At 41.1% G+C, this 26,951-nt stretch carries 22 protein-coding genes and 1 tRNA gene; 17 read left to right on the top strand and 6 right to left on the bottom strand.

Going from position 1 to position 26,951, the window contains the following annotated elements; genetic code table 11:
- The first annotated feature begins 66 nt into the window (after positions 1-66).
- The 6 genes from trxA to A5882_RS00490 all read left to right on the top strand — a co-directional run bounded on the left by trxA (position 67) and on the right by A5882_RS00490 (position 6,074).
- Positions 67-381 carry a thioredoxin gene (trxA, locus tag A5882_RS00515; RefSeq protein ID WP_005228645.1) on the top strand — a complete coding sequence of 105 codons (315 nt, stop codon included), beginning with the start codon at positions 67-69 and terminating at the stop codon, positions 379-381.
- Positions 382-559: 178 nt separating this feature from the next.
- Positions 560-2,794 (top strand): L,D-transpeptidase, encoded by a 2,235-nt coding sequence (locus A5882_RS00510; RefSeq protein WP_086372301.1) that lies wholly within the window; start codon positions 560-562, stop codon positions 2,792-2,794.
- Positions 2,795-2,917: 123 nt separating this feature from the next.
- Complete coding sequence (locus tag A5882_RS00505; RefSeq protein WP_005234324.1) at positions 2,918-3,244, top strand: PadR family transcriptional regulator; 327 nt, start codon at positions 2,918-2,920, stop codon at positions 3,242-3,244.
- A complete protein-coding gene (locus tag A5882_RS00500) occupies positions 3,231-3,911 on the top strand; it encodes a DUF2812 domain-containing protein (protein ID WP_005234326.1) in 681 nt (226 codons plus the stop codon). Before A5882_RS00505 ends, A5882_RS00500 begins: the two co-directional genes overlap by 14 nt.
- A 17-nt stretch (positions 3,912-3,928) precedes the next feature.
- The gene (locus A5882_RS00495) at positions 3,929-4,828 is read left to right on the top strand and encodes an ABC transporter ATP-binding protein (protein WP_005234329.1); all 900 of its coding nucleotides are present in this window, start codon (positions 3,929-3,931) and stop codon (positions 4,826-4,828) included.
- The gene (locus tag A5882_RS00490; protein ID WP_008380850.1) at positions 4,821-6,074 is read left to right on the top strand and encodes an ABC transporter permease; all 1,254 of its coding nucleotides are present in this window, start codon (positions 4,821-4,823) and stop codon (positions 6,072-6,074) included. Before A5882_RS00495 ends, A5882_RS00490 begins: the two co-directional genes overlap by 8 nt.
- Positions 6,075-6,146: 72 nt before the next feature.
- Here the strand turns inward: A5882_RS00490 and A5882_RS00485 are convergent, their stop codons facing one another.
- A complete protein-coding gene (locus tag A5882_RS00485; protein WP_008380852.1) occupies positions 6,147-6,860 on the bottom strand; it encodes a gamma-glutamyl-gamma-aminobutyrate hydrolase family protein in 714 nt (237 codons plus the stop codon).
- Positions 6,861-6,936: 76 nt separating this feature from the next.
- On the bottom strand, positions 6,937-7,311 hold the full coding sequence (locus tag A5882_RS00480) for a VOC family protein (protein ID WP_005234340.1): 375 nt from the start codon (positions 7,309-7,311) through the stop codon (positions 6,937-6,939).
- 147 nt (positions 7,312-7,458) lie between these two features.
- Between A5882_RS00480 and A5882_RS00475 the strand changes: the two genes are divergently transcribed.
- A complete protein-coding gene (locus A5882_RS00475; protein ID WP_005234342.1) occupies positions 7,459-7,902 on the top strand; it encodes an NUDIX hydrolase in 444 nt (147 codons plus the stop codon).
- A 42-nt stretch (positions 7,903-7,944) separates the two neighbouring features.
- Here the strand turns inward: A5882_RS00475 and yidA are convergent, their stop codons facing one another.
- From yidA to A5882_RS00460, 3 genes are read right to left on the bottom strand one after another with little or no spacing between them, the layout of a single operon-like run.
- Positions 7,945-8,763, bottom strand: coding sequence for a sugar-phosphatase (gene yidA, locus A5882_RS00470; protein ID WP_005234343.1), 819 nt, complete (start codon positions 8,761-8,763; stop codon positions 7,945-7,947).
- A 9-nt stretch (positions 8,764-8,772) separates the two neighbouring features.
- Positions 8,773-10,143 carry an HD domain-containing protein gene (locus A5882_RS00465; protein ID WP_008380856.1) on the bottom strand — a complete coding sequence of 457 codons (1,371 nt, stop codon included), beginning with the start codon at positions 10,141-10,143 and terminating at the stop codon, positions 8,773-8,775.
- The gene (locus A5882_RS00460; RefSeq protein ID WP_005234345.1) at positions 10,127-10,963 is read right to left on the bottom strand and encodes a lipoate--protein ligase family protein; all 837 of its coding nucleotides are present in this window, start codon (positions 10,961-10,963) and stop codon (positions 10,127-10,129) included. Before A5882_RS00460 ends, A5882_RS00465 begins: the two co-directional genes overlap by 17 nt.
- Before the next feature lie 206 nt (positions 10,964-11,169).
- Here A5882_RS00460 and A5882_RS00455 point away from each other — a divergent pair, with 206 nt between their 5' ends.
- Both A5882_RS00455 and rpoE read left to right on the top strand, forming a co-directional pair.
- On the top strand, positions 11,170-11,607 hold the full coding sequence (locus tag A5882_RS00455; protein ID WP_005234346.1) for a DUF1934 domain-containing protein: 438 nt from the start codon (positions 11,170-11,172) through the stop codon (positions 11,605-11,607).
- A gap of 84 nt (positions 11,608-11,691) precedes the next feature.
- Complete coding sequence (rpoE, locus tag A5882_RS00450) at positions 11,692-12,300, top strand: DNA-directed RNA polymerase subunit delta (RefSeq protein WP_086297788.1); 609 nt, start codon at positions 11,692-11,694, stop codon at positions 12,298-12,300.
- Between the two features lie 164 nt (positions 12,301-12,464).
- Here rpoE and A5882_RS00445 read toward each other — a convergent pair.
- Positions 12,465-12,536, bottom strand: a tRNA-Arg gene (locus A5882_RS00445).
- A gap of 51 nt (positions 12,537-12,587) precedes the next feature.
- Between A5882_RS00445 and rpoN the strand changes: the two genes are divergently transcribed.
- From rpoN to A5882_RS00405, 8 genes are all read left to right on the top strand, one after another.
- Positions 12,588-13,907, top strand: a complete 1,320-nt coding sequence (rpoN, locus tag A5882_RS00440) for an RNA polymerase factor sigma-54 (protein WP_176257008.1) — start codon at positions 12,588-12,590, stop codon at positions 13,905-13,907.
- A 246-nt stretch (positions 13,908-14,153) separates the two neighbouring features.
- Positions 14,154-15,191 (top strand): sugar-binding transcriptional regulator, encoded by a 1,038-nt coding sequence (locus A5882_RS00435; RefSeq protein ID WP_005228675.1) that lies wholly within the window; start codon positions 14,154-14,156, stop codon positions 15,189-15,191.
- A 40-nt stretch (positions 15,192-15,231) separates the two neighbouring features.
- On the top strand, positions 15,232-16,233 hold the full coding sequence (gap, locus tag A5882_RS00430; RefSeq protein WP_008380858.1) for a type I glyceraldehyde-3-phosphate dehydrogenase: 1,002 nt from the start codon (positions 15,232-15,234) through the stop codon (positions 16,231-16,233).
- 99 nt (positions 16,234-16,332) lie between these two features.
- The gene (gene pgk, locus A5882_RS00425; protein ID WP_086372300.1) at positions 16,333-17,523 is read left to right on the top strand and encodes a phosphoglycerate kinase; all 1,191 of its coding nucleotides are present in this window, start codon (positions 16,333-16,335) and stop codon (positions 17,521-17,523) included.
- A 63-nt stretch (positions 17,524-17,586) separates the two neighbouring features.
- Positions 17,587-18,342, top strand: a complete 756-nt coding sequence (gene tpiA, locus A5882_RS00420) for a triose-phosphate isomerase (RefSeq protein WP_060792838.1) — start codon at positions 17,587-17,589, stop codon at positions 18,340-18,342.
- A gap of 112 nt (positions 18,343-18,454) precedes the next feature.
- On the top strand, positions 18,455-19,756 hold the full coding sequence (gene eno, locus A5882_RS00415) for a surface-displayed alpha-enolase (protein WP_005234360.1): 1,302 nt from the start codon (positions 18,455-18,457) through the stop codon (positions 19,754-19,756).
- A gap of 230 nt (positions 19,757-19,986) precedes the next feature.
- Positions 19,987-21,099, top strand: a complete 1,113-nt coding sequence (gene glf / locus A5882_RS00410; RefSeq protein ID WP_005234362.1) for a UDP-galactopyranose mutase — start codon at positions 19,987-19,989, stop codon at positions 21,097-21,099.
- Positions 21,100-21,258: 159 nt separating this feature from the next.
- On the top strand, positions 21,259-26,951 hold a 5,693-nt coding region (locus A5882_RS00405), incomplete at its 3' end, for a KxYKxGKxW signal peptide domain-containing protein (RefSeq protein WP_176461992.1).

The following is a 26,951-nucleotide window of genomic DNA, read 5'->3' as shown; positions in this document are numbered from 1 at the left end:
ACGATTTTAAAAAACTTAGGATACGTGGTATACTTTTTTTAGTTTTAAAAATGGAGGGGAAGTACGATGGCAAAAGAAATTACCGATAAAACTTTTTCAGAAGAAACCGATAAAGGCTTAGTCCTTATTGATTTTTGGGCAACTTGGTGTGGCCCTTGTCGTATGCAAGCACCGATCTTGGAACAATTAGCGAATGAATATGAGGAAGACGAATTGAAGATCGTGAAAATGGATGTGGATGAAAATCCTGAAACACCTGCTTCATTCGGGATCATGTCTATTCCTACTTTGTTGTTGAAAAAAGACGGTCAAGTCGTTGATAAAGCAATTGGGGTGCATACAAAAGATCAATTGAAAGCTTTAGTTGCGGAACATATGTAATAGAATAAGTGTTTTTGAAGCAATAGCCGAAAGAGGCTATTGCTTTTTTGTTTTTGGGAGGTTTTTTTTAGATATTTCTTTCGGCAGTGGTATACTTAAAGTGGGGAGTGGCACTAAAAAATATCTCGTTTATATAGTAAGAAAGTGATACCAAAATAGGATTAAAGGGGGAATAAAAATGAAAAAGTTGAAACGCGGGTTGTTTCAAGGCGTTGCGATTGTTGGGGTACTGGTCGCACCCATCGTAGGAACGATCACACAAGTCTATGCAGCAAATGAAGGAGATTCGACAACAGCTTCTTTCGCTGCGCAAGAGACTACGTCAGTAAGTTTCTCAGAAGAAAGCGCAGCATCATCTCAAGAGGCCAGCACTGAAAGTATAGAGTCAAGTTCGACAACAGAGTCCTCATCAACGTCTACCTCTTCATCAGAAACAACGTCAAGTACTGGCACGGCTACGACTGAGACCAGTCAGACCGAGGCCACCCAAGACTCATCTACTCAATCGACGGAAGAAACTTCGGAAGAACCAGAACTTGGGAACATTGATGTTGAACCAGTTGCAGATAAAAACCAATATGTAAAAATCAAGCCGGTCGTAGCAACGGATCCAGAAACACAAAAAATCCTTTACCGTTTTGAGAAGGATCAATTGATCGAACAAGGAACGATCGATGAATTAGCTGGCAAGGTATACCGTAGTGTCAAACGGTATCAAGATACCGATAAGCAGACCTATCTTGAAATTCGCGACGATCAAAAGGTTATCGGTGTCGTAGCAGAAGCAGCAGTGAAAGTTGCCGGCGGAACCTTCAAAACCGAGAAGAAATATGCAACCATCACAAGTGCGAAAGAACCGCTTTGGCAAGATGTGTTTTTAGATAAAAAAACGAGCACCTCTTCAAGCATTAATGGTCAAACCTTTGAAATCAAAGAAGTATTCACGACGAATAATAACGTAGTCTATTACGCATTGTATTCAAATAAAAATGTTCTCATCGGTTGGATAAAAGCCGCCGGTGTTAAGTTAGCGACAACTCCTGGGGGTGCATGGCAGTCTGAATCAAAATATGCCACGATCATCAGCGGGAATTATACGCTATGGCAAAATTTTAATTGGACAGCGAAGAAAGGAACGACAGCCGCTTTAAATGGCAAAACAGTCAAAGTTACTGGTAAATATCGTCATTTGAATGGGTCGACGTACTATTCCCTTTATACAAATAACAATAAATGGCTAGGCTATATCAATGCCTCGGGTGTTAAGTTAACGACGGATGCACAAGGTGCCTATCAATCCTACGGAAAATATGTGACATTGACCAAGAAAAATTACACGATTTGGGGCAATTTTCGCTGGTCGAGTAAGAAAAATACTACAACGAAATTAGCGGGAAAAACCTATCTTGCAAAAGGAAGATATAACCATGTCAATGGCGGTGTCTACTTGTCCCTTTATGATGCTAACGGAAAATGGATCGGCTACTTAAATGCCGATGCAGCAACGGTTGCCAACAATCAAGGCGGTACTTGGCAAAGTGAAAAACGCACAGTCCGCCTAAAAAGTAAGAATTATACCTTATGGCAAGATTTAGCTTTTGCGAAGAAAAAAGGCAGCAGCGCTGATTATATGAACAAGAATATTCAAGTTACTGGGAAATATCAACATTTCAACGGCTCCACCTACTATTCACTTTATCTCAATAACAAGTGGCTGGGTTACATCAATGCAAGTGGGGTGACTAATGCCCATACGATCACCTCTCAAAGCAACATTAGCCGCTACGTGGTCGTCAAGAATGGGGATGGCAATTTCTTTGAAAAAGCTGATCCAAATAGTACGAAACTTGGGAAAAAGAGTGCCTACAAAGGGTATATGGCACAAGCGACCAAACTAGCAAAAACGAGTGATGGCAACTACCTGTATCTCGTTTCGCCAGCCGGTCGAATCGGTTGGGTCAAGGAAAATCAAACCACAAATGTAAATAGTAACTTTTGGATGTATACTACTGGAGGAAAATATCCTTCATTAAACGTTCAAAACTTAAATATTGAAGTATCCATCAGCAAACAGCGGGTTTATATCAAATCAGGGAATAAAGTGATTTATACGATGCTTTGCTCGACCGGTGCCTTCAATACACCAACACCTTTAGGGAATTTTCGCATCCAAGCAGAAAAAGGCTTAGCTTTTTCAGGAGCCGCCTACTACCGTTCCTTTAAAGACCATGGGGTCTATTTATTCCATACGATCCCAACGAGTATCGCTTGGTCCACCAATGCTTTTAGTTCCGTTGAAGGACGAAAATTAGGCACTCGGGCTTCTCATGGCTGTATTCGATTAGCAGTGCCGGATGCCAAATGGTTTTACTATAACATGCCTTATAATACGCCTGTCAAAATTGCTAATTAATGATCAAAAGTCGTTTCCGTCAACGGAGACGGCTTTTATTTTCCCCAAAAAAAAGATTGACGCTGGCTATATCATTCGATAATATATCATTAAGTGATATAGTTAGTGGGATGGAGGAATCAAATGGATGAGGCATTGACAGATTCAACCTATTTGATTTTATTAGCGCTTTTAAAGCCAAAACATGGGTATGTCATTATGAAACAAATCCATGAGCTAAGCCAAGGAACATTTGAGATTGGCCCCGCGACGATGTATACGATTTTGAAAAAGCTGACGAAAAAGGGGTGGATCGATTTAGAAGAAAGCGTCGATCGAAAAAAAATCTATCAGATTACACCAGAAGGAAGACAGGTTCTGGAGAAAGATATTCAGCGACGCAAACTATTTTATCAAATCGGAGAACAGGTCTTCGAAGCGTTAGGAGGGGAACAAGATGGGCATCAATAAGAAATATCTTCTTTCTCTTGGAGTCGCCTATTATCCGGAAAAGGAAATGGTTCGTTTACAAAAACAAGCGTCAATGGGCTGGCATTTTGTGAAGATGAATCGGTTAGGGTTTTTGAAGTTTATCAAAGGAAAATCGGAAACGACCAAATATGCAGTGGACTTTTTCGAAGGAGATCCTTCTGAGATCGTTGATTACCTAGCGATGTATCAAGCTGGGGGCTGGACCTATATCAGCAATTATAAAGATCGGTATTTTTATTTTAAAGCATCTCCGGATACACCAGCGATTTTCAGCGATCAAGAAAGCTATCAAGAACGAATCGATAATGAGACGCGCTATTTGATGAAAAAATCGATTCTGTTTTCAGTGGTCAGTTTAGCAATTTTAGCAGTGATTTATTTTTCCATTCGTTATTTCAATATTCGTACAAATCCCTTTTGGTCCTTTGGGCTAGGATTGATTACTGGGCTAGTATTTATTCCGATAGGGGTAGGATTGACCACGATTTTGATGAAATTTTTATACAAAAATCGAGCAAGTTATTACAATGAACCAGAGAAACTGGCGAAACGCCAACGGGTGATCCGCGACTCTATCATCTTGATGGTTGCAGGAGCAATCGTTGGTGCCATTATCGGTTTTTTCTTTAGTGACATATTTTATTAGACAGGGAAGGTGAGCATGTGTTAGAAGCAAAACAGCTAGTAAAAACATTTGGGGATTATACAGCAGTCGATCAATTGTCTTTTACCATCAATGATGGTCAGATTATGGGATTAATTGGTCAAAACGGAGCAGGAAAAACGACGACATTCCGATTGATCTTGGATTTTTTGAAAGCCGATCAAGGAGAAGTATTATGGGATGGTCACAAAATTAGTGAAAAAGAATACAATCTTATTGGCTATCTGCCAGAAGAACGCGGCTTGTATCCAAAAGTCACGATTGAAGATCAATTGATCTACTTCGCGCGTTTACGTGGTAAAAAGAAAGAAGACATCGTACCCAAAATCGACTATTGGATGGACAAGTTTAAAGTCAAAGGCAAGAAAACTGATAAAGTCAAATCTTTATCAAAAGGAAATCAGCAAAAAGTTCAGCTAATTTCAACGTTGATCCATGAACCAAAATTAGTGATTCTAGATGAACCGTTTAGTGGCTTAGATCCAGTCAACGCGGAACTGTTGAAAAACGGGATCATTGAACTGAAAAAAAATGGCTCTTGTGTCATCTTCTCCAGTCATAATATGGATAACGTAGAAAAAATCTGTGACCACTTGATTATGCTAAGGGATGGTCAAACTGTCTTAAACGGAAAGGTCCATGAAATTCGTGAATCCTTTGGACGAACGAAAGTTTATTTGGAGTCTAATTTGACGAAAGAACAGCTTTTGGCAGTGGCAGGTGTTGAGGAAGTCATTGCCAGAGAAGACGGCAGCTATGATATTACGATCGCTGATCCTGCAGTAGGAAAAACCTTATTTGATTTAGCGACGGCGGATGGTTATATCCCTATGTTCAATCAACAACCGCCAACGTTAGAAGAAATCTTTAAGCGGAAGGCAGGAAAAACAAATGAATAAGTTTTGGGTAATCGCATTAGATGTTTATAAGAAAAATATCAAATCAATTTCGTTTTTGATTATGATATTGGTTCCATTCATTGCAATGGGCGGATTTTATCTGATTAGTTACTTTGCCGATGGTATGAGCAGTGTGGATAAAATTGTCGTTTATGCGAATGAACCAGCCATTGCGCAGACCTTTGTGGAGCAAAGTAGCGATGATTATGAATTTGAAGTTGTGGAAAGCGAAGAACAAGGACAACAACAGTTGGCTGACAAAGATGCTGATGCCTTGTTAGTTATTACTGCTTCAGGGGATACGCTGCAAGGGGAATTATTAAGCGAGTCCTCGATGGGGCAAGCTTTAGAGCTGACGATCCAACAATTATTGACGGGCTTGCAGTCATCCTTTCGAGCTAGCGAGCTTGGTTTGACTGCTGAGCAAGTGGCAGTTCTTAGTGAAGTTGCACCACTTGACCGGCAAAAAGTTTCCTTCAGTGAAGGTGGCGAAATGACCTATGGAGAAGATAATACCGCGATGCAAGCAGCAGTTAGTACCATCGCAACAATCGTTCTCTTTTTCTTTATCATCACTTACGCACAAATCATTGCGCAAGAAATTGCTTCTGAAAAAGGAACGCGCATTATGGAAGTCATTTTGTCTAGTACGCGAGCACAAACCCATTACTACGCCAAATTAACTGGGGTGATCATGGTTGCAGCGACCCAGCTAGTTGCGTATGTTGCGATTTTTGGCGGGAGTTATTTCTGGATCAAGGACAACTCCATGGTAAAAGACTTATTGGCAAGTTTTTCATCAGATGGCATTTTTGGTCCTTTCCTCGTGTTTGCGATCGTTTTCGTCTTCTTAGGAATCTTGATCTATTCTGTCTTGTCAGCCCTTTGCGGGTCGTTAGTGAACAAAGCAGAAGATACGGCGAAAGCCATTATTCCAGTGACGTATCTTTCGTTGGGCGGGTATATGCTAGGAATCGTACTAGGCGGTATGGATCCGCATAACGTTGTTTTACGAGTAACTTCTTATATCCCATTCTTGTCCTCGTATATTATGCCAGTACGGCTTGCTAATGATACAGTGGGGATTGGCGGAGCGTTGATTTCAGTAGGGATCCTTGCTGTTACCACGATCGTCCTGATGCTGGTTTCTGCAAAAATGTACAAATCAAATGTCTTGATCTATAACGACAATGGCATCTTGGCAACGTTGAAACAATCACTGGTGTTAATGAAAAATGAGAAATAAACAAAACGCCCGATCCTTTTTGTGATCGGGCGTTTTTTATTGGCTAGCATCTAGAAAACAAGGTGCAGGCCTTTAGAATTCCTGCACAAAAAAGTCGAAGATCGATTGCTCAGAAGGCAGCTTGTGAGCGGCTAGCTCAGGATGCCACTGAATGCCTAAGATCGGTGCGCCATAGGCGGTGGATTCAATGGCTTCAACAACACCATCAGGAGCGGTGGCGGTCACATTGAAATCATCTGCAACTGTTTTGACTGCTTGGTGATGAAAAGAATTGACTTGATAGGTTGTGCCTAAAAGAGCAGCCAAACGACTGTCTGCCTTGATTTCCACCCGATGTGTAGGGAATTGAAAGAACGTTGGTAATTGCACGTGTTTGATCGTTGGGTGATCGATCAAAGAGAGATCTTGGTACAAACTCCCACCAAATGCGACATTTAGTAACTGCATGCCGCGGCAGATTCCAAAGATGGGTTTGTTTTGAGCCACTGCTTCTTTGATCAATGCCAATTCAAAGACATCACGATCAGGATGAATGCCTTGAATCAAAGGATGAGGATCTTCGCCATAATGATCAGGGGAGACATCATGACCACCGGCTAACAAGAGTTTATCGATTTTGCTGATGTAAGTCGCAGCATCTTCCACGACACCCATTGGTAATATTAGGGGAATGCCTTGGGCTTGTTGGATATGGGTGACAAAATTTTTGGGTGTATAGGACAACCAATGTTCTGCTTCTTCAATCATTGGCCGTTCATTAGCAGCGATGCCGATAATGGGTTTCATTTGATCAAACCTTTCTATAAGTAAATGGAACGAAAAGAAAAAAGGACACGAGGTCCTTTTTTCGAGCATCTTCGCTTTATTTTTCGCGAATAACTTCGATTTTATAACCATCAGGATCTTTCACAAAATAGTAAGATGGAGAAGTCCCTGGTAGTCCTTTCAAGTCAGTGACGTCAAATCCGGCAGCTTGGTGCTTCTCATGAAGCGCTTCTAGATCATCGGTACTGATGGCGATGTGGCCATAGCCGTCGCCTAACTCATAGCCAGGATGGTCATAGTTATATGTCAACTCTAGCTCGTAGTCATCTCCAGGCAATGTTAAGTAAACCAAAGTAAATTGATGTTCAGGAAAATCACGACGGCGAGATTCTTCAAAACCAAAGGCAGTTTGATAAAAATCTAGAGAAGCCGTTAAGTCTTTGACGCGGACACAAGTGTGAGCCATTTTCATGGGTAAATCATCCTTTCGATCTTGATAGTTGTATGATAACATATTTTATCATTTTATAACGAATAAAAGACAACAGAGCGTTATTTCCAGCTTGTCCAGACTATTGGCATAGGGTAAAATGGAAAGAAAGTGTTGGTGGAGGGAATCATGCCAGAAAAGGAAATTGTGTTCGGGGAAAAAGAAGCGGGGAAACCATACAAATCAAGATATGGCGCGTATGTCGTTCTTCCAAATGAAAAAAATGAAGTGATCTTGGTACAAGCACCCAATGGCGCCTATTTTTTACCAGGCGGTGAAATTGAACCAAATGAGACCAAAGAAGAAGCGATCCAGCGAGAATTAATAGAAGAACTTGGATTTGAAGGGGAGATCGCTGCCTATTTAGGGGAGGCAGTTGAATACTTCTATTCACGCCATCGCGATACATTTTACCATCATCCCGGCTATTTCTATTTAATGACCAAATGGAAAAAAGTCTGTGAACCGACAGAAGAAACCAATCAGTTGTCATGGCATACGCCAGAAGAAGCGATTCAGCGATTAAAACGAGGCAGCCATAAATGGGCAGTTGAACAATGGTTGGCAAAATAAAAAAGGCAGGCTTCCGATAAAAAGGAAACCTGCCTTTTACACTTAGTTATTTGCTAAAACATACTTGTTGATTACTTCTGCCACACCATCTTCTTCGTTTGATGCAGTTAGGACATCTGCGGCATTTTTCACGTTTTCAGTGGCATTGGCCATCGCCACACCGATACCAGCGTATTCCACCATGGTTAAATCATTTTCGTTATCGCCGATCGCCATGACTTCTTCTTGTTTGATGCCTAAGTGCTCCGCCAATTTTTTGACAGCAGCCCCTTTATGGGCTTGTTTATTTAGAACTTCCAAGAAGTAAGGAGCACTTTTGACCACATTGTAATTGTCCGTCAAACTGCTCGGCAATTGTGGGATGATCTGATTAAGTTTTTCGGGATCATCGATCATCATCATTTTGATGATATTCAAGTCAGCAGTCATTTCTTCTGGTGTCCGATATTTCAATGGCATGTTGACTAAGAAGGCTTCATAAATCGTATAAGGACTGATATCGCGGTTAGCGGTATACATGGTATCTTCGGTTTCTACATGAAGATGAACCCCTAATTTTCTCGCAGTCATCTCAACAAAGAGATAGTCATCTTGGGACAAGCCGAATTCAGAGATGATCTCTTGGTTTTTGGTTTTTTGAACCAAAGAGCCATTATAAGTAATAACGAAATCATTGTCCGTAAATAAGTCTAGTTCCTTTAATAAATCTTGGACACCAGTTAAAGGGCGTCCCGTACACAAAACGATGCGTACACCTTGCTTTTCAGCGTCTTTCAATGCCTTGTAAACGGCTGGGGTGATCTTGCGGTCGTTGTTCAACAGGGTACCATCGATATCGATGGCGATCAATTTGATACTCATAAGTTCCTCCTAGTGGCTTGGTTTGATCAAAGCACCATTGCGAATGTGCTTGGCAAACTCTTGATACGTCTCTCCAAATAAATCATAGTGATTTTGGATGTTGGGGTCAATCATTTCTTTTGGAAAATAAAAGCGTTGGTCACCTTGGGTTTGTCCCGCTAAAGCTGCAACTAGCTGACTGGCTTGGGATAATTCCACAAGGGAACCATCTTTTTCCTGTAATTCGATTTGTGTCCGATGTTTGCCTGAAGTCGGCCGATAAAAATCATAAGGCAGATCGAAGCTTGAATTGATGGCAGTATAATAGCGGGGATTGAAGCCGACTTTTTCCACCAGTCCCTGCATTTCTTCAATCATAGGCAACTGCGTCTCATCGTCAAAGCGGGCGGATTTCAACGGTTTACGATTTAAGAACCGCTTGGCCAAATCGCTGAGGATCGGATCATTTTCTTCCGTCCATTGGGTAAAGTAGGTATTCAGAACGCCATCGTCGAGTTTCAAGTATTCATCTAAGGTGAATTCTTGTTTTAAAAATGGGAGAAGCAGCTGCGAATGGCCTTGAAACAATTCTGAATCCACTTGATACAGTTCTGCAGCTCGATCCAGCAAATGGGCTAAGATCACTTCCATCCCTCGAGAACTCGCATGGAAATAAACTTGCACATACATCTGGTAACGACTGACGATGTAGTCCTCCACAGCGTGCATGCCATTCATAGAAAAAGCAATACCGCCTTCGTACGGACGAATCACTCGTAAAATTCGGGTCAGATCAAACGTGCCGTATTCAGTGCCGGTAAAATAAGCATCGCGCAGCAAGTAGTCCATCCGATCAGCATCGATTTGACTAGAAATCATTTGAACGACTTGAGGATTTGGATAAGTTTTAGTGATAACACTTGCGACTTTCTCAGGAAATCCAGCTTCCACTCGGTTCAATATCTGATGAACTTCCGTTTCAGGAGAAGTAATGATCGCCACTGTGATGGCTTCATGGTCTGTATGGAAAATGTGCTCAAAGGTGTGGGAGTATGGTCCGTGGCCCACATCATGAAGCAATGCTGCACACAAGGTCACTAAACGCTCTTTATCATCCCAGCCGTTTGGTCCGACTTTTTCAAGGGAATAATTGCGTTGGAAAATATCGCAAATGCGACGGCTGATTTCATAAACGCCCAAGGAGTGAGAAAAGCGGCTATGTTCTGCTCCGTGAAAGGTAAAGGAAGCAGTTCCCAGCTGTTTGATGCGCCGCAAACGCTGCACTTCTTTGGAATTGATCAAATCTAAAATCACTTGGTGCTGTACATGGACATAGTTATGAACAGGATCACGAAATACTTTTTCTATCGCTAAGGTTTGATATTTATATGGTAGGCTCATCGCTAAACTCCTTTATTGGTTGGTTTCGCTTTTCCATGCCAGCTAAGCGTTGCTGCATTTGTTCGCTAAGGTTATTTTCTGTCCGCCATTGATCCAGTGATTCAAGCGGATATAGGGATTGGTCTGTGATCAAGGAAAGCAGGGCTTTTTGCAAGCGGTCAGTCACCTCGTGTGTGGTAAACTTACGGCCGAGGGCCGCTTCTAAAGTGGTCATGCTCGCAGGATTGACGGCTGGATAGCCATCTGTACCAAAGCGCTCTTTCAAACCTGCTTGGTAAAAACGACGAACGAGAGAGCCGCGGGCTGGTTGGTCGCCGTTGACACTCAGATACATCATGACAGCCACGCCGTCTTTGATTCGTCGTTGTGCTGTACCAGCAATTTTTTTCCCATCAATACTCAGGTCATAGGTGCCTGGGCAATACGAGTCAGCAATTTCATAAGCCAAAATTGTCCGCTCAGGAAAGGCGGTTTGCAGCAATGTCGCCATCATTTCATAGGCTGCATCTGTGGTGGCAGCCAAATGTTTAGGGAAGATGAGGGAGACATTCAAAATACCGGCATCATTAATTACGCCAAGCCCCCCTGAGTTGCGGATGATCGAGGCATAGCCAGCTTCTTTCAAAACCTGCAGACCATCTGTCAAAAAAGGCAGCCGGGTATCTTTCATGCCTAAAATCATCGTATCGGACAACTGCCAAAAATGACAATAAACTTGTTCCTGTTTGCCAGCAACTTCGGTGGCAACATCGGTGAAGGCAAACGGCTCATAAGGATTGTGGATACGTGGTAAGGTTTGATCCATTACATAGATAGTCAAATCGGTTAAACTCCTTTAAAATACCTGTTATCCTTATTATATACGATTCTTGGAAAATTACTTGGAGAAAAGAATGAAAACTTGCTATTGTTTTCTTTTTTTATTTTCAATGAAGAAATAGACTAAGGAGAATCAACTGAAATGATTGACAAACGAATGAAAAAAAGCAAGAATGAAACTGAAATCTTCAAAGGAGGCACACGTACATGCAAGAATTATCAAAAGGAATCCCAATCTCGATTCATTTAACAACCAATGTACGTCAAGCAGGGGAAACAGAGAACTTTCTGTTTGATCTGCAAGGACAAGCAGTCAAGATCGGTGATACCTTATATCTCCGTTACAAAGAGATCCAGCCAGACGGCACCGACATTCCCGTTACGATGAAAATTATGCCAGACGGATTGATTCAATTGATTCGCTCAGGGGAAATGCGCATGCGCTTGAAATTTTCTTATAAGGAACGTTTAGAGACGAGTTATCAAACCCCGTATGGCTTGATGATGTTCCACACCTTCACCAATCACTTGCACGTTAGCTTGAAAGACCGTCCATACTCGGGAAAGATCGATATCGATTATGACTTGTTCATGGCTGCTGACAAAGTCGGCGAATACAAACTGTCTTTAGAATTTACCGCTTAATCAAAGGGAAATTGAAAGAAAAAATTGCAATTTGAGACGTAATTTTGTATGATTAGGAGTAGACTGTGAAAGGACGTGTCCCGTTTGGAAATTAATGTATTTGAAGGTGTAAATAAAAACGAATTGTCGATGATTGAAGTTGCCCATGCGATTTTAGAGCAGCGCGGTGACGTGATGGATTTTTCTGATTTGGTCAACCAAATTCAAAACTATCTTGAAACTTCAGACAGCGAGATTCGTGATTCATTGGCGCAGTTTTATACAGACTTGAATATCGACGGTAGTTTTATTTCTTTAGGCGACAATCGTTGGGGCTTACGTTCGTGGTACGCCATTGATTCGATCGATGAAGAAGTCAACCATGGCATCGAAGACGATGATGAAGATACACCACGTCGTCGCAAACGTAAAAAAGTCAATGCCTTTATCAACGATGATGAAGATGCAATCGATTATAACGATGATGATCCTGAGGATACTGATTTGTCAGATGACGAAGAAGATGATCTCTTTGATGATGATGATGACGAGGATGAAGAAATCTCGGCATACAATTCAGACTTGCAAGAAATCGGCGCCGACAATAGCACCGATGATGAAGAAGAATTACCTGACAGCATTGAGGAAGATCTCACCATTATCGATGACGATGATGAAGATGATTTTGCGGATGAAGAGGAAGAAGAGGAGTAATCCTCTTCTTTTTTTCGCCTTATGGCTGCAAGCAGCTTTTAATCGTTGAAGGACGAGTTCGCCTTCTTACATAGATACAAATAAAAAAGGAACCGCATCAGCGGTCCCTAAGTGCTTTTGAATTATTGATTTGAATCGAGTATACTTGTAACGAAAAGAAAAAACGCGCCTTGAGGGAATCGAACCCCCGTCTCAAGAACCGGAATCTTACGTGATATCCACTACACTAAAGGCGCGAAGCACAAATATTAGTTTAACCAATTTCAGTGAAAAAAACAAGAGGTAGAATGATGAAATTTCAACAGCAATTTTCACAACAACAAAAACAGACGCAAAAGCTTGCTATGACGCAGAAATTACAGCAATCGATCCAAGTGCTGCAATTTTCTGCAGATGAATTATTGTCCTTCATAGATAACCAGGCATTAGAAAATCCGTTGATTGATCTGGGGGAATATGATTCGCCCATCACACCAAGCAAGAGCAGCGGCTCGTCAGAACAAATAATGGATTACTTAAGCCAGATCCCTGATCAGCACACGTCTTTATTCGAACACCTCATTGATCAAGTTCATTTAAATTACCGCGACACCTTTTTGCGGACGATCGTTTTATTTTTAGTCGAGTACATTGATTTAAACGGCTTTTTGACGATTGATTTGGAAGAAGCTGGGAAGCTTGTCGGGGGGACGCCGATCCAAATGCTTGATGCTTTAACCTTGATCCAGCAACTGGATCCGGCAGGAGTCGGTGCTCGTGATCTAAGAGAGTGTTTGATGCTGCAAACGGAAAGAGATGACTATGCGCCGCCAATGGCTTATCTCATTTTAGAAGAATTCTTCACGGAAATGGCAGAGCGCAAGTGGGACAAAATCAGCAAAGCGCTGCAGATTCCATTAACTGAGATTCAAAAGGTCTTTGATTATGTTCAAACATTGACCCCCACACCAGGGGCGGCGTTTGGGTCGACCGATGGGCTTTACATCGTTCCTGACCTGCGAGTGACGGTTGAAAAAGGACAACCGATCGTGAAATCAAACAAACGCGCCTTACCAGAGGTTCGCTTTCAGCAGCAGTACTTTGACCAATTGAAGCAAAGCGGTGATCCAGAAGTCTTAAGTTATTTAGACAATAAAGCCCAAGAGTTCGAGTGGTTAAAGAAGACCTTGCTGCAACGAGGGGATACCATCTATCGTGTCGGGGTGCAGATCGTTGCGCGGCAAAAGGAGTTTTTCACTCAACCAGATCGACCATTAAAGCCATTGGTTTTAAGAGAAGTTGCCGAAGAATTAGGAATTCATGAATCAACGGTCAGCCGGGCAGTCAATGGGAAATACTTGGAGACCTCCTTTGGGGTGTTTGAATTAAAACTATTCTTTGGACAGAAAGTTTCGACGCAAGAAAGCGGTGATGACCTGACGACGGCATCGATCAAACAGCAGCTAAAAGCACTGATCAATGAAGAAAATAAAAACAAACCATTGTCAGACCAAAAGTTGACAGATGCCCTCAAAGCCCAAGGCATCGATATTTCTAGACGAACGGTGGCAAAGTATCGTGAAGCCATGAATATCCCTGGTTCTTCCAAGCGGAAACGATTCGAGTAAAGCAAAACTTACTATTAACGATGAGTAGGGAAGGCAGCAAAGCCTTTCCTTTTTTTATCGATCCTTTCCTCTTTTTCAAATTATGACGATTTTATGAAAAGCAAGATTTTGTGACTGAAATAGTTGCGTATCAAGGCGATAAGTGCTACTATTATTGGTGTAGGAAACAGATTTAAATTTTTTTTGCAATCGATGGGTCATTTTAAGTCATTGTAGGACGAAAATTGTCCAACGGGAGGATATAAAATGCTCGATGAATTAAAATTGATTGAGGCAATCACCCCGGATATTCTCGCTGTACTCCAGGAACGTTACCGTATCTTAAGAAATATTTATTGGATGCAGCCCGTTGGCCGCCGGACACTTTCGGAAAGTTTATCAATGACGGAACGCGTGTTGAGGACGGAAACAGATATCCTTAAAAAGCTGAAACTGATCGACTCTTCAAAAAGCGGCATGCAATTGACCGCCTACGGAGAAGAAGTGTACACGAAGATTGGTGCACTGATGGATCAGCTGTTCGGAATGCACCAAATCGAGAAACGATTATCAGAGACCTTTGGCATCGAACGTTGTTTGATTGCGAGCGGCGATGGTGATCGACAACCGAAAGTTATTGCTGAATTTGGCCAGTTGCTGAATGAATCGTTGGATCTCTTATTGCCAGAAGGCAAAAACACCATCGCAGTAATGGGAGGGACGACAATGGCGAAAGTTGCCGAGGAATTGGGTAATTTGGAAACCGCCAAACGTCATAACTTGTTTGTTCCAGCCCGTGGTGGTATCGGAGAATCAGTCAACGTGCAAGCAAACTCTGTCAGCTCGGTGATGGCAATGCAGACAAATGGCGATTATCGCTCCTTGTTTGTACCAGAACAATTAAGCATGAACACCTACGAGTTTCTCTTGAAAGAACCCGCCATCGTTGATGTCTTAAACTTGATAAGTCAAGCAAATTGTGTTATTCATAGTATTGGACGGGCGTTGCATATGGCGGCTCGAAGAAAAATGTCAGAACAAGAAATTCTGATGTTGAAACAAAAAAATGCAGTTGCAGAATCCTTTGGGTATTTCTTTAACGAAGCAGGCGAGGTCGTTTACAAAGTTCCTCGAATCGGACTTCAATTAAAAGATTTACAAAAAGTCCCAATCATTTTTGCGGTCGCTGGCGGACAATCAAAAGCCAAAGCGGTCAATGCATACATGAAAAATGCACCAAAACAAACCTGGCTCATCACCGATGAAGCTTGCGCAAATGAGATTTTAAAAGGGGCAACCCTTTAAAATAAATATTTTTATGATTTTCATAAGGAGGAAATCTTAAATGACAGTTAAAGTAGGTATTAATGGATTTGGACGTATCGGACGCTTAGCATTTCGTCGTATCCAAGAAGTAGAAGGAATCGAAGTTGTGGCTATCAATGACTTAACAGACGCTAAAATGTTAGCTCACTTGTTAAAATATGATACAACACAAGGACGTTTCAACGGTACAGTTGAAGTTCACGAAGGTTCATTCAATGTGAACGGAAACGAAATCAAAGTTTTAGCTAACCGCAACCCTGAAGAATTGCCTTGGGGCGAACTAGGTGTTGAAATCGTGTTAGAATGTACTGGATTCTTCACTTCTAAAGCAGCTGCTGAAAAACATTTAACAGCTGGTGCAAAACGTGTAGTTATCTCAGCTCCTGGTGGAAACGATGTTCCAACAATCGTTTACAACACAAACCATGAAACTTTAACAGGTGAAGAAACAGTTATCTCTGGTGCTTCATGTACAACAAACTGTTTAGCTCCTATGGCGAAAACATTGAACGACAAATTTGGTGTGATTGAAGGATTAATGACTACAATCCATGCTTACACAGGTGACCAAATGACTCTAGACGGACCACACCCTAAAGGTGACTTCCGCCGTGCCCGTGCTGCTGCTGCAAACATCGTGCCTAACTCAACTGGTGCTGCTAAAGCGATCGGCTTAGTAATCCCAGAATTGAACGGCAAATTAGATGGTGCTGCTCAACGTGTTCCTGTTGCAACTGGTTCATTAACTGAATTAGTTACTGTTCTTGACAAAGAAGTAACTGTTGATGAAATCAATGCAGCAATGAAAGAAGCTTCAAACGAATCTTACGGTTACAACACAGACGAAATCGTTTCTTCTGATATCGTTGGTATGACTTACGGTTCATTATTTGATGCAACTCAAACAAAAGTTATGACTGTTGGCGACAAACAATTAGTTAAAACTGTTGCTTGGTACGACAATGAAATGTCATACACTGCACAATTAGTACGTACTTTAGAATACTTCGCTAACCTATAAGAGTTGCGAACGACTTTAATTTAAACCATCGCAAGAGAAAGCGGGGAAGCATCGCGCTTCTCCGCTTTTTTTAACAATTATGCTAGGAGGAATCTGTTCATGGCTAAAATGACAGTTCAAGATATCGATTTAAAAGATAAAAAAGTTCTTGTACGTGTGGACTTCAACGTTCCATTGAAAGATGGAGTGATCGGAGATGATACACGGATCAAAGCAGCATTACCAACAATCAATTATGTGATCGAAAACGGCGGAAAAGCAATTCTTTTCTCACACTTAGGTCGTGTGAAAGAAGAAGCAGATAAAGCTGGAAAATCTTTAGCGCCAGTTGCGAAACGTCTAGGCGAATTGTTAGGCAAAGAAGTAACATTCGTTGATGAAACCCGCGGCGAAAAATTAGAAGCAGCGATCAACAACATGCAAGATGGCGATGTCGTTGTTTTTGAAAACACTCGTTTCGAAGACATCGATGGCAAAAAAGAAAGCAAAAACGATCCTGAACTAGGTAAATATTGGGCTTCTTTAGGCGATGTTTTTGTAAATGATGCCTTTGGTACCGCACACCGCGCACACGCTTCAAACGTAGGGATCGCTTCAACAGGTATCCCAACAGTTGCTGGTTTCTTAATGGAAAAAGAAATCAAATTCATCGGTGATGCAGTCGAAGAACCAAAACGTCCAATGATCGCGATTCTTGGTGGAGCAAAAGTATCTGACAAAATCGGCGTAATCGAAAACTTGATTCCTAAAGCAGACAAAATCTTGATCGGCGGCGGAATGACGTATACGTTCTACAAAGCAAAAGGCATGGAAATCGGTAATTCTCTTGTGGAAGCAGATAAAGTAGAATTAGCAAAAGAATTGATCGAAAAAGCTGGCGATAAATTAGTATTACCAGTTGATTCAATCACTGCTGCTGAGTTTTCAAATGATGTCCCAACAGAAGAACATACTGGTGATGTTCCTGAAGGACAAATGGGCTTAGATATCGGACCTGAAACCATCGCTTTGTTTGCTGAAACATTAAAAGGCGCAAAAACAGTCGTTTGGAACGGACCGATGGGTGTGTTTGAAATGTCTAACTTCGCAAACGGTACGATCGGTGTTTGTGAAGCAATTGCCAACCTTGAAGATGCAACAACGATCATCGGTGGCGGTGACTCTGCAGCTGCAGCAGAACAATTAGGGTTTGCTGACAAATTTACCCACATCTCAACAGGTGGCGGTGCCAGCCTTGAATTGCTAGAAGGAAAAACACTTCCTGGCCTAGCTGCGATCAACGATAAATAATCAATGACAAGCCGTGCAAAGAACTTTCTTTGCACGCTTGATAACGAAAAGGAGTGCCAGAACATGCGCAAACCAATTATTGCCGGAAACTGGAAAATGAACAAAACTGCGAAAGAAGCAAAAGAATTTGCTGAAGCAGTCAAAACAAAAATTCCTAGCAACGATACAGTTGACTCTGTGATCGGTTCGCCAGCTTTATTCTTAGAAACATTAGTGAATGCTGCTGAAGGAACAGAATTAAAAATTGCTGCTCAAAACAGCTACTGGGAAAATGAAGGTGCCTTTACTGGCGAAACTTCACCAGCAGCTTTAGCAGATCTAGGTGTTGACTATGTCATCATTGGTCATTCAGAACGTCGTGAATACTTCCATGAGACAGATGAAGACATCAACAAAAAAGCCAAAGCAATCTTTGCAAACGGCATGATCCCAATCCTATGCTGTGGTGAATCTTTAGAAACCTATGAAGCTGGCAAAACAGCGGAGTGGATCGAAGGACAAATCACTGCTGGCTTAGACGGTTTAACAGACGGTCAAGTAAGTAATCTTGTGATTGCTTACGAACCAATCTGGGCGATCGGTACTGGTAAATCTGCGGATGCAAACATCGCAGACGAAATTTGTGGCGTTGTCCGCAAAACCGTTGAAAAATTATACGGCAAAGAAGTTTCAGACAGCGTACGTATTCAATACGGAGGCTCTGTAAAACCTGAAAACATTGCTGAATACATGGCAAAAGAAAATGTTGACGGAGCATTAGTTGGCGGCGCAAGCTTGCAAGCTGATTCATTCCTAGCATTATTAGATGCTGTAAAATAATTTCATTTTCATGAAAATAACATTTGCAGAATCGTCATTTTTTCACTACAATTAAGTTGTTCGCAAGGGGTATTCCCCTTAAGATAAAACAAACTCAAAGGAGAGACAAAACATGTCAATTATTACTGATGTTTACGCACGCGAAGTCTTAGACTCACGTGGTAACCCAACTATCGAAGTAGAAGTCTACACAGAATCAGGTGCTTTCGGCCGCGGAATGGTTCCTTCAGGAGCTTCAACAGGTGAACACGAAGCAGTTGAATTACGTGATGGCGACAAAGCTCGTTATGGCGGTAAAGGTGTAACGAAAGCAGTTGACAATGTAAATAACATCATTGCAGAAGCTATCATCGGCTACGATGTACGTGACCAAATGGCTATCGATAAAGCAATGATCGCTTTAGACGGAACTCCTAACAAAGGCAAATTAGGCGCAAACGCGATTCTTGGTGTTTCTATCGCTGTTGCTCGTGCAGCTGCTGATTACCTAGAAGTACCTTTATACCACTACTTAGGCGGATTCAATACAAAAGTATTGCCAACTCCTATGATGAACATCATCAACGGTGGTTCTCACTCTGACGCACCAATCGCTTTCCAAGAATTCATGATCTTGCCTGTAGGCGCACCTACATTCAAAGAAGGCTTACGTTGGGGTACTGAAGTATTCCACGCTTTGAAATCAATCTTGTCTAAACGTGGTTTAGAAACTTCAGTAGGTGACGAAGGTGGTTTCGCTCCTCGTTTTGAAGGAACTGAAGACGGTGTTGAAACAATCTTAGAAGCAATCAAAGCTGCTGGTTTAGAACCAGGTAAAGATGTATACCTAGGATTTGACTGTGCATCATCAGAATTCTACGAAAACGGTGTTTACGACTACTCTAAATTTGAAGGCGAAAACGGCGTAAAACGTACTGCTGCTGAACAAGTTGACTACTTAGAAGAATTAGTTAACAAATACCCAATCATCACTATCGAAGACGGTATGGATGAAAACGATTGGGATGGTTGGAAACTATTAACTGAACGCTTAGGCGACAAAGTTCAATTAGTAGGGGATGACTTGTTTGTTACAAATACTGAAATCCTTGAAAAAGGAATCAAAAACGGTATCGGTAACTCAATCCTTATCAAAGTTAACCAAATCGGTACATTGACTGAAACATTCAATGCAATCGAAATGGCGAAAGAAGCTGGTTACACTGCAGTAGTTTCTCACCGTTCAGGTGAAACAGAAGATTCAACAATCTCTGATATCGCTGTTGCAACAAACGCTGGCCAAATCAAAACTGGTTCTCTTTCACGTACTGACCGTATTGCAAAATACAACCAATTACTACGTATCGAAGACCAACTTGGTGAAGTTGCTGAATACAAAGGCTTGCAAGCTTTCTACAACTTAAAAAATAAATAATCTTTCGATTATTGCTTTGCTCTGAAAGAGCAGCGGTTGATTTAACAGTCAGCTGCTGCGATTTCAGAGCTTTTTTGTTGTCTCGATTCATTCAGTGTAGACAATGACCAATCATTTAAGATAACAGAAGGTAGTCATTTCTTCTTTATTTTCTTTTTCAAAAAAAAGAAATTATAGTTCTGACTTATCAAAATCCTATAATAGAAGAAAATAGTTTTTAGGAGAAAAAAATGGCTTATGATTATTTGATCGTTGGTACAGGTCTTTTTGGCTCAGTTTTTGCTCATGAAGCAGCAAAACGGGGACATACAGTCAAAATGTTGGAAAAACGGACACATATTGGCGGTAATTGTTATACAGAAAAACAAGCAGGAATCGACGTACATAAATATGGTGCGCATATTTTTCATACATCGAGTAAAAAAATTTGGGACTATATCAATCAGTTTACTGAATTCTATCCCTACATTCATGCTCCTATTGCAAACTATCAAGGCGAGCTATATAATCTTCCTTTTAATATGAACACATTTTACCAACTATGGGGAACCAAAAATCCTGCTGAAGCTCGTACCAAAATAATGACTCAAATTGAAAAGACAAGAATAAAAAGACCACGAAATTTAGAAGAACAGGCTCTTTCTTTAGTCGGACCAGACATCTATCATAAGCTGATCAAAGGCTACACTGAAAAACAGTGGGGACGAGAATGTGATCTTCTTCCTTCTTTTATTATCAAAAGGCTGCCGATCCGGTATACCTTTAACAACAATTATTTTACGGATATTTTTCAAGGAATACCTAAATTGGGTTATACACAAATGATTCAAAAAATGCTTACACATCCACTGATTGATGTTTCTTTAGAGACTGATTTTTTTGCAGATCGCACACGACATGAAGCCTCTTCTAAGAACATTGTTTATACTGGAATGATTGATCAATATTTCGATTATTGTTATGGCGAGTTGGCCTATCGGTCTTTACATTTTGAAACTGAAGTCTATAACACGGATAATTACCAAGGAACAGCCGTCATGAACTTTACAGACAGTCAAACGCCCTATACGCGAATCATTGAGCATAAACATTTTTGTCCAGTGGTGTCAAAAAGAACAGTTATCACTAAAGAATACCCGAAAGAGTGGAAGAAAGGAGATATTCCTTACTACCCAATTAACGATCAAAGCAATAATGCATTGTATCGCAAATATGAAAAATTAGCGCAACAGCAAAAAAATTGTTTGTTTGGTGGGCGCCTAGCCAGCTATCGCTATTATGATATGGACGATACGATCGCAGCTGCTTTAAAGCTTGTCCAACAGGAATTTCAAGTGGAGTAACCTCTTCTATTGGAGAGGTTGCTTTTTTTTGTCCCGATTCTGGGACAAAACGTAACTTTTTTACTAGCTATGAAATAATTAGTTATCCTATCTTCTAAATAAATAGGACTTGGGGAAGTTTATAAAACATTTTTACGAAAGGGGAGAAAAATAAACGTAATGAGTAAAAAGAATAATTATCGAAAGTTGTTACGCTCCAATAAAAGTGAACGCTACAAGATGTATAAAAGCGGAAAACATTGGGTCTATGCAACGATCACTTCTTTTACTGGCATTGCTGGATTGAGTATCGCGCCAATCGTGGCACATGCTTCAGAAATCACACCGCCATTAGATGCAAGTAAAGAAGCAAATGCCGAGAATGTCTTGGCAAATAAAACGACGACCAAAATACCGGCTTCATCGACACAAGAAAGTGAAGCTACTTCTCAATCTGAAAGCACACAGCCATCGGATAGTTTTTCTGAATCCGAAAGTATTACCCAGTCACAAAGTGCAACAGAGTCAACTAGTTTAACCGAATCACAGAGTGTGAGTGATTCAGAAATTGAAAACAATGTTACCACTATTGAAGAATCCCAAAGCACTTCTGAATCAATGAGCCTTTCCGAGGAGGAGAGTGTGTCTGAATCAGAGAGTTTGAGTATCTCAGAAAGTACCTCTATTTCAGAAAGTGGTTCGTTGTCGTCAAGTGCATCAGAATCGACTAGTCTATCGATGTCACGATCTACCAGCGTCTCTCATTCAACGTCAGTAAGTCAAAAGAACCCACCAAAACAAACAGTCACCGAAAAAAATAAAGTAGAATCGCAAAAAGCACAAGATCTCTTTGATCAATTAGTGCCGAAGAAAGTACAAGCGTCGGTTGACACTACAACGAATTCATTAGAGATAGTAGTCAAAGATGGCAATTCACCAAGTACATCTTTGATACGGGCAGCGCAACAATATGCTAGTGCCAATAATTTGATTGCAAGTTTTGCAATTACCACCCAATCGGGGCAGATCATTAAAATCAATGTTTCTGCAGATCCGGATATGGGTCGAGAAGAATTTGAGCAGGCAATCAATGATGGAAATAAAACCAATTCACCTTCTGGGGTAACAGTTGATGTGCCAGACCAAGTGAAGAATAAAGATTTATATAAGCAAACCGCTATTGCTAATGGCACTTATGCCGCAGTTACTGACTGGGCTACCTTAAAAGCAGCATATGGAAATTCTTCGATTACCTATATCGAGGTAACCGCCAATATTACAGCGGCTACCAATGTGGCAACTCGTGATTTGGGTTGGCGCGAAACGAGTGTGATTATTGACGGGAATGGTTTTACAGTCAATATGGCAGGAGCAGCGTTTAATGTAGGGGCAAGTTCTACGGTTCGCGGTTCTATTTTTACGATCACAAATATTAACTTGATTCATTGGCAGTCAGGCACCAACTCAGGAGACAGTGGGACAGGTACAGCGGACGCTGTGATCGATTCAAGGTCGGCAACAGGTGGTTATGGATACTGGTACTTCAATATCGATAATGTCACTCTCGAAGGACGAGATGGTGTTAGCGGAACAGATACTGCTTATCAACCACGACGACTACTGGATGCTGAGGATAGTCAAGTGACTTTATCAGGCAAAATCGTTGCCAATGTAAAACAAGAATTGATGCAAATTGGGGAAGTAGCTATCGCTAACGGATCCCATGTAGAGTTGAATCGAACAGCTGGTACCACTGGTTATTCCATGTTTTACTATATGGCCATCCGAGGGAACAATGCGAGTGATACAGGATTCAACCATACCTTTAAAGTAGGTGATGGAGCGACAATTATTGGGAACGAACTTAGTACCTATAATAGTAACAACTATCCCCTTGTCTATTATGGATTTAACTCAATCACTGTTGGAGATGACGTAACCTGGAAACAAGACGGCTTCCAAATGCTCCTTGATTTTTCTCGTTATTCAGGAAGTCAATCAAATGACCGAACTGCAACTTTTGGACAAAATTTACAAATGACGGCTACGCGTACAGTAGGTTCTAACTCGCTGAATGTCACAAATAGAGCGGTTGTTACATTTAATGCAGGAACGGTACTTGATTTGCAACAATGGAATGCCAATACTGTTGTAAACGTTGATTCTGGCGCAACCATTCGCTTTATTTCACCGCGAGCATTGCACTTAGCACGTTTAACTTCTTCAGGAGCTGTTTCGGCTGGCCGATTGATTACAGGTTCGGGAACATTTGTCATGAATAATTCTCAGATTAGTACATGGCAAGGCAGCAGTAGCCAAACCGCTGCTCCAGAAGGAAACCGTAACTTAAAATTCGTAGAGATGACTATTTCAGGTACGACAACCACCATTAAAGATACGGCTGGAAATGTTACTACATCTAATATTGTAGATACTTCTACCCGTGAATTAGCGACTGTTGCTATTGCACCAGGAACTGTAACTGTAAACTATGTTGATCAGTATGGCAATATTATCAAAACTGTTGATATGCCAATTGATCCAGACGTTAATTACATTGGTGAGTATCTTGATTTGCAAACGTTGGAGTATGCCAATGATCTAATGCCTGATAATTATATGTGGGCGATTGGTACCCAAGTCGCTAGTTCTGCGAAAAATGATGGCCAAAGTGGTGGAGATAGTACGACTGATGCTGATAATGGGGATAGTTATGGACAAGCGACAGTTGCGATCGTTCCGATGGAAAACACCAATTATACCTATAATATTTATGTATACGGTGTTGCTAATAATTCGGTTCAGTACCAATATGTTGACGTTAAGACAGGTCAAGTGATTTCTTCTGAGTACATGAATGCTGGTACCGAAGCTTCAGGAACAGATAGAGTTCCTGCAAACTACGGGAATGTTATTGATTGGACCAATAGTTACTATACTTCGACGAATTTACCTCCTGGTTACTACTATGCAACAGGTGCAGTATTAAATGGTAATGTACAGCCTGGATCTACTACAGTCGGAACTGGAGCGAGTCTAACCACTATTTATGTTGTAGCAGATACACAAACAGTCAACGTAACATTTGTTAATTCAGATGGTCGTCCATTACAAAACCAAACTGGCACAGTTGCCATCAATGGGACGACCGGCCAAGAAATAAGTTATGAGGATTTAATTGCGGATTACCTCACTCAAACCGGTTATTATGCAGATCAAACAGGGACATTTGTTTTTGATAATACTAGCAATAATGGTAGTACGACAGATAGTGATCAACAGTTTATTACGATCACTCTCTATCCGTCTTATCAAGAAGTCGGTGTCGTTGGAAATAATCAACCGGAATCAGATCCTGCTACAGGGGAAGCATTTGAGCAAATCCCGGGAACAGTCACTGTTGGAAAATATGGTACTTCTGGCGTTTCAAACGAAAGTATCACTCTTGGTGTAACAGATGCAGATTTAGAGAGAAATGGATATATTTATACGGTTACAGGACCAGATGGAGTAGTCTACAATACATTAGCGGAAGCTATGGCTGCCAATCAAACTTTTGACACCACCAGTAATGGAGCATCTCAAATGGATTCTTCACCTCAGATGTTCACGGTCAATTATGAACAAGATCCGGTATCTTTGTCTACTTCAGAGTCTGTTTCGGGAAGTGAATCATTATCAGAATCCATTATTACTTCTACTTCAGAATCAGAAAGTGTTTCTCTTTCTCAATCGATTTCAGAAAGTGACTCTTTATCAGAATCGATCTCTGTTAGTGATTCAGAATCAATGTCTACATCAATGAGTGAGTCTGTTTCAGTTTCAGAATCAGAGAGTGACTCATTGTCATCGTCTATTTCAGAAAGTGAATCTGATATGAATGATTCGACATCTGAATCATTATCAACATCAATCTCTACTTCAACTTCTTTAAGTGATTCAGAATCGGTTTCGATCTCATTGAGTGACTCAGAATCAGCGTCTCTTTCAACAAGTGAATCTATTTCAGTGTCGGACTCAGAGAGTGGCTCGTCATCGACCTCTATCTCAGAAAGTGAATCAATGTCTCTTTCAATTTCGCTTAGTGATTCAGAATCTTTATCAGAATCCCTATCTGAAAGTATTTCAACATCGATTTCATTGTCGGATAGTGATTCAATGTCAGAAAGTCTTTCAGCATCAGAATCGTTATCCATATCAGCTAGTGTTTCTGAGTCAGATTCAGAAAGTGATAGTTCTAGCTTTAGTGCCTCTGTTTCTGGATCATTGAGCAACAGTACAAGTGATTCTGAAAGTTTATCTTTATCTGAGTCAGTATCAGTTTCACTCTCGCAATCACTCAGTGAATCCACTTCACTATCATTGTCAGAGAGTGATTCAGTATCAGAAAGTATTTCAGCATCAGAATCATTATCTGTCGCAATTAGTGAATCTGATTCTTCTTCGCTTAGTGAGAGCATTAGTTTCAGCGAATCTATTTCTGATTCATTGAGTGCTAGCATGAGTTTATCAGAAAGTTTATCGGAATCAGACTCGATCTCAAATTCAATTAGTATGTCGATGTCATTGAGCATTAGTGAAAGCAATAGTGAGTCTACTAGCGAATCAGCAAGCTTCAGTGGCAGCACAAGTGTAAGTAACAGTGATTCCACAAGTGTAAGTACGTCAGCTAGTGCTTCAACATCTGTAAGTATTAGCGAGTCAATCAGTACCAGCACATCAGTTAGCGATTCATTATCATTAAGTAACAGTGAGTCAATGAGTTTGAGTACCTCGCTTAGTGATTCATCCTCATTGAGCGCCAGCATTTCGACATCATTAAGTGCAAGTGACTCTGCAAGTTATAGCGGCAGTACGAGCGTAAGTAATAGCGATTCGGCAAGCGAAAGTATATCTGCAAGTAATTCACTTTCAGTAAGTATTAGTGAGTCAACAAGCCTGAGCACCTCGATCAGTGATTCATCATCATTGAGCACAAGTGTTTCGACATCCCTAAGTGCGAGTGATTCAGCAAGTTATAGCGGCAGTACGAGTGTAAGTAATAGCGATTCGGCAAGCGAAAGTATATCTGCAAGTAATTCACTTTCAGTAAGTATTAGTGAGTCAACAAGTGAAAGTACGTCAATCAGCGATTCTGCATCATTGAGTACAAGCATTTCGACATCCCTAAGTGCGAGTGATTCTGCAAGTTACAGTGGTAGTACAAGTGTAAGCAACAGTGATTCGACAAGTACAAGTATGTCAAGTAGTGAATCAACATCTGTAAGTATTAGTGAATCCACAAGCACAAGCACCTCGATCAGCGATTCATTATCATTGAGTACAAGTATTTCATCTTCCCTAAGTGCGAGTGAATCAGCAAGCTTTAGCGGTAGCACTAGTGTAAGTAACAGTGATTCGACAAGTGCAAGTACGTCAAGTAGTGAATCAACATCTACAAGTATCAGTGAGTCGACAAGCTTGAGCACATCAATTAGTGATTCATCATCATTGAGTACAAGTGTTTCATCTTCCCTAAGTGCGAGTGAATCAGCAAGCTTCAGTGGTAGTACAAGTGTAAGCAACAGTGATTCCACAAGCGCAAGTACGTCAAGCAGTGAATCAACATCTGCAAGCATTAGTGAGTCAACAAGCACCAGCACGTCGATCAGCGATTCGTTATCAGTAAGTACAAGTATCAGTAACAGCGAATCAGCAAGTGAAAGTACGTCAATCAGCGATTCTGCATCATTGAGTACAAGCATTTCTGCATCATTAAGTGCGAGTGATTCAGCAAGCTTTAGTGGTAGCACAAGTGTAAGCAACAGCGATTCCACAAGCGCAAGTACGTCATCGAGCGAATCAACATCTACAAGTGTTAGTGAGTCGACAAG

Source organism: Enterococcus sp. 4E1_DIV0656 (assembly GCF_002140695.1).
Taxonomy (GTDB): Bacteria; Bacillota; Bacilli; order Lactobacillales; family Enterococcaceae; genus Enterococcus_D; species Enterococcus_D entomosocium.
Note: the sequence above shows the minus strand (reverse complement) of the source record. Positions and strands in the feature narration are given on the sequence as shown.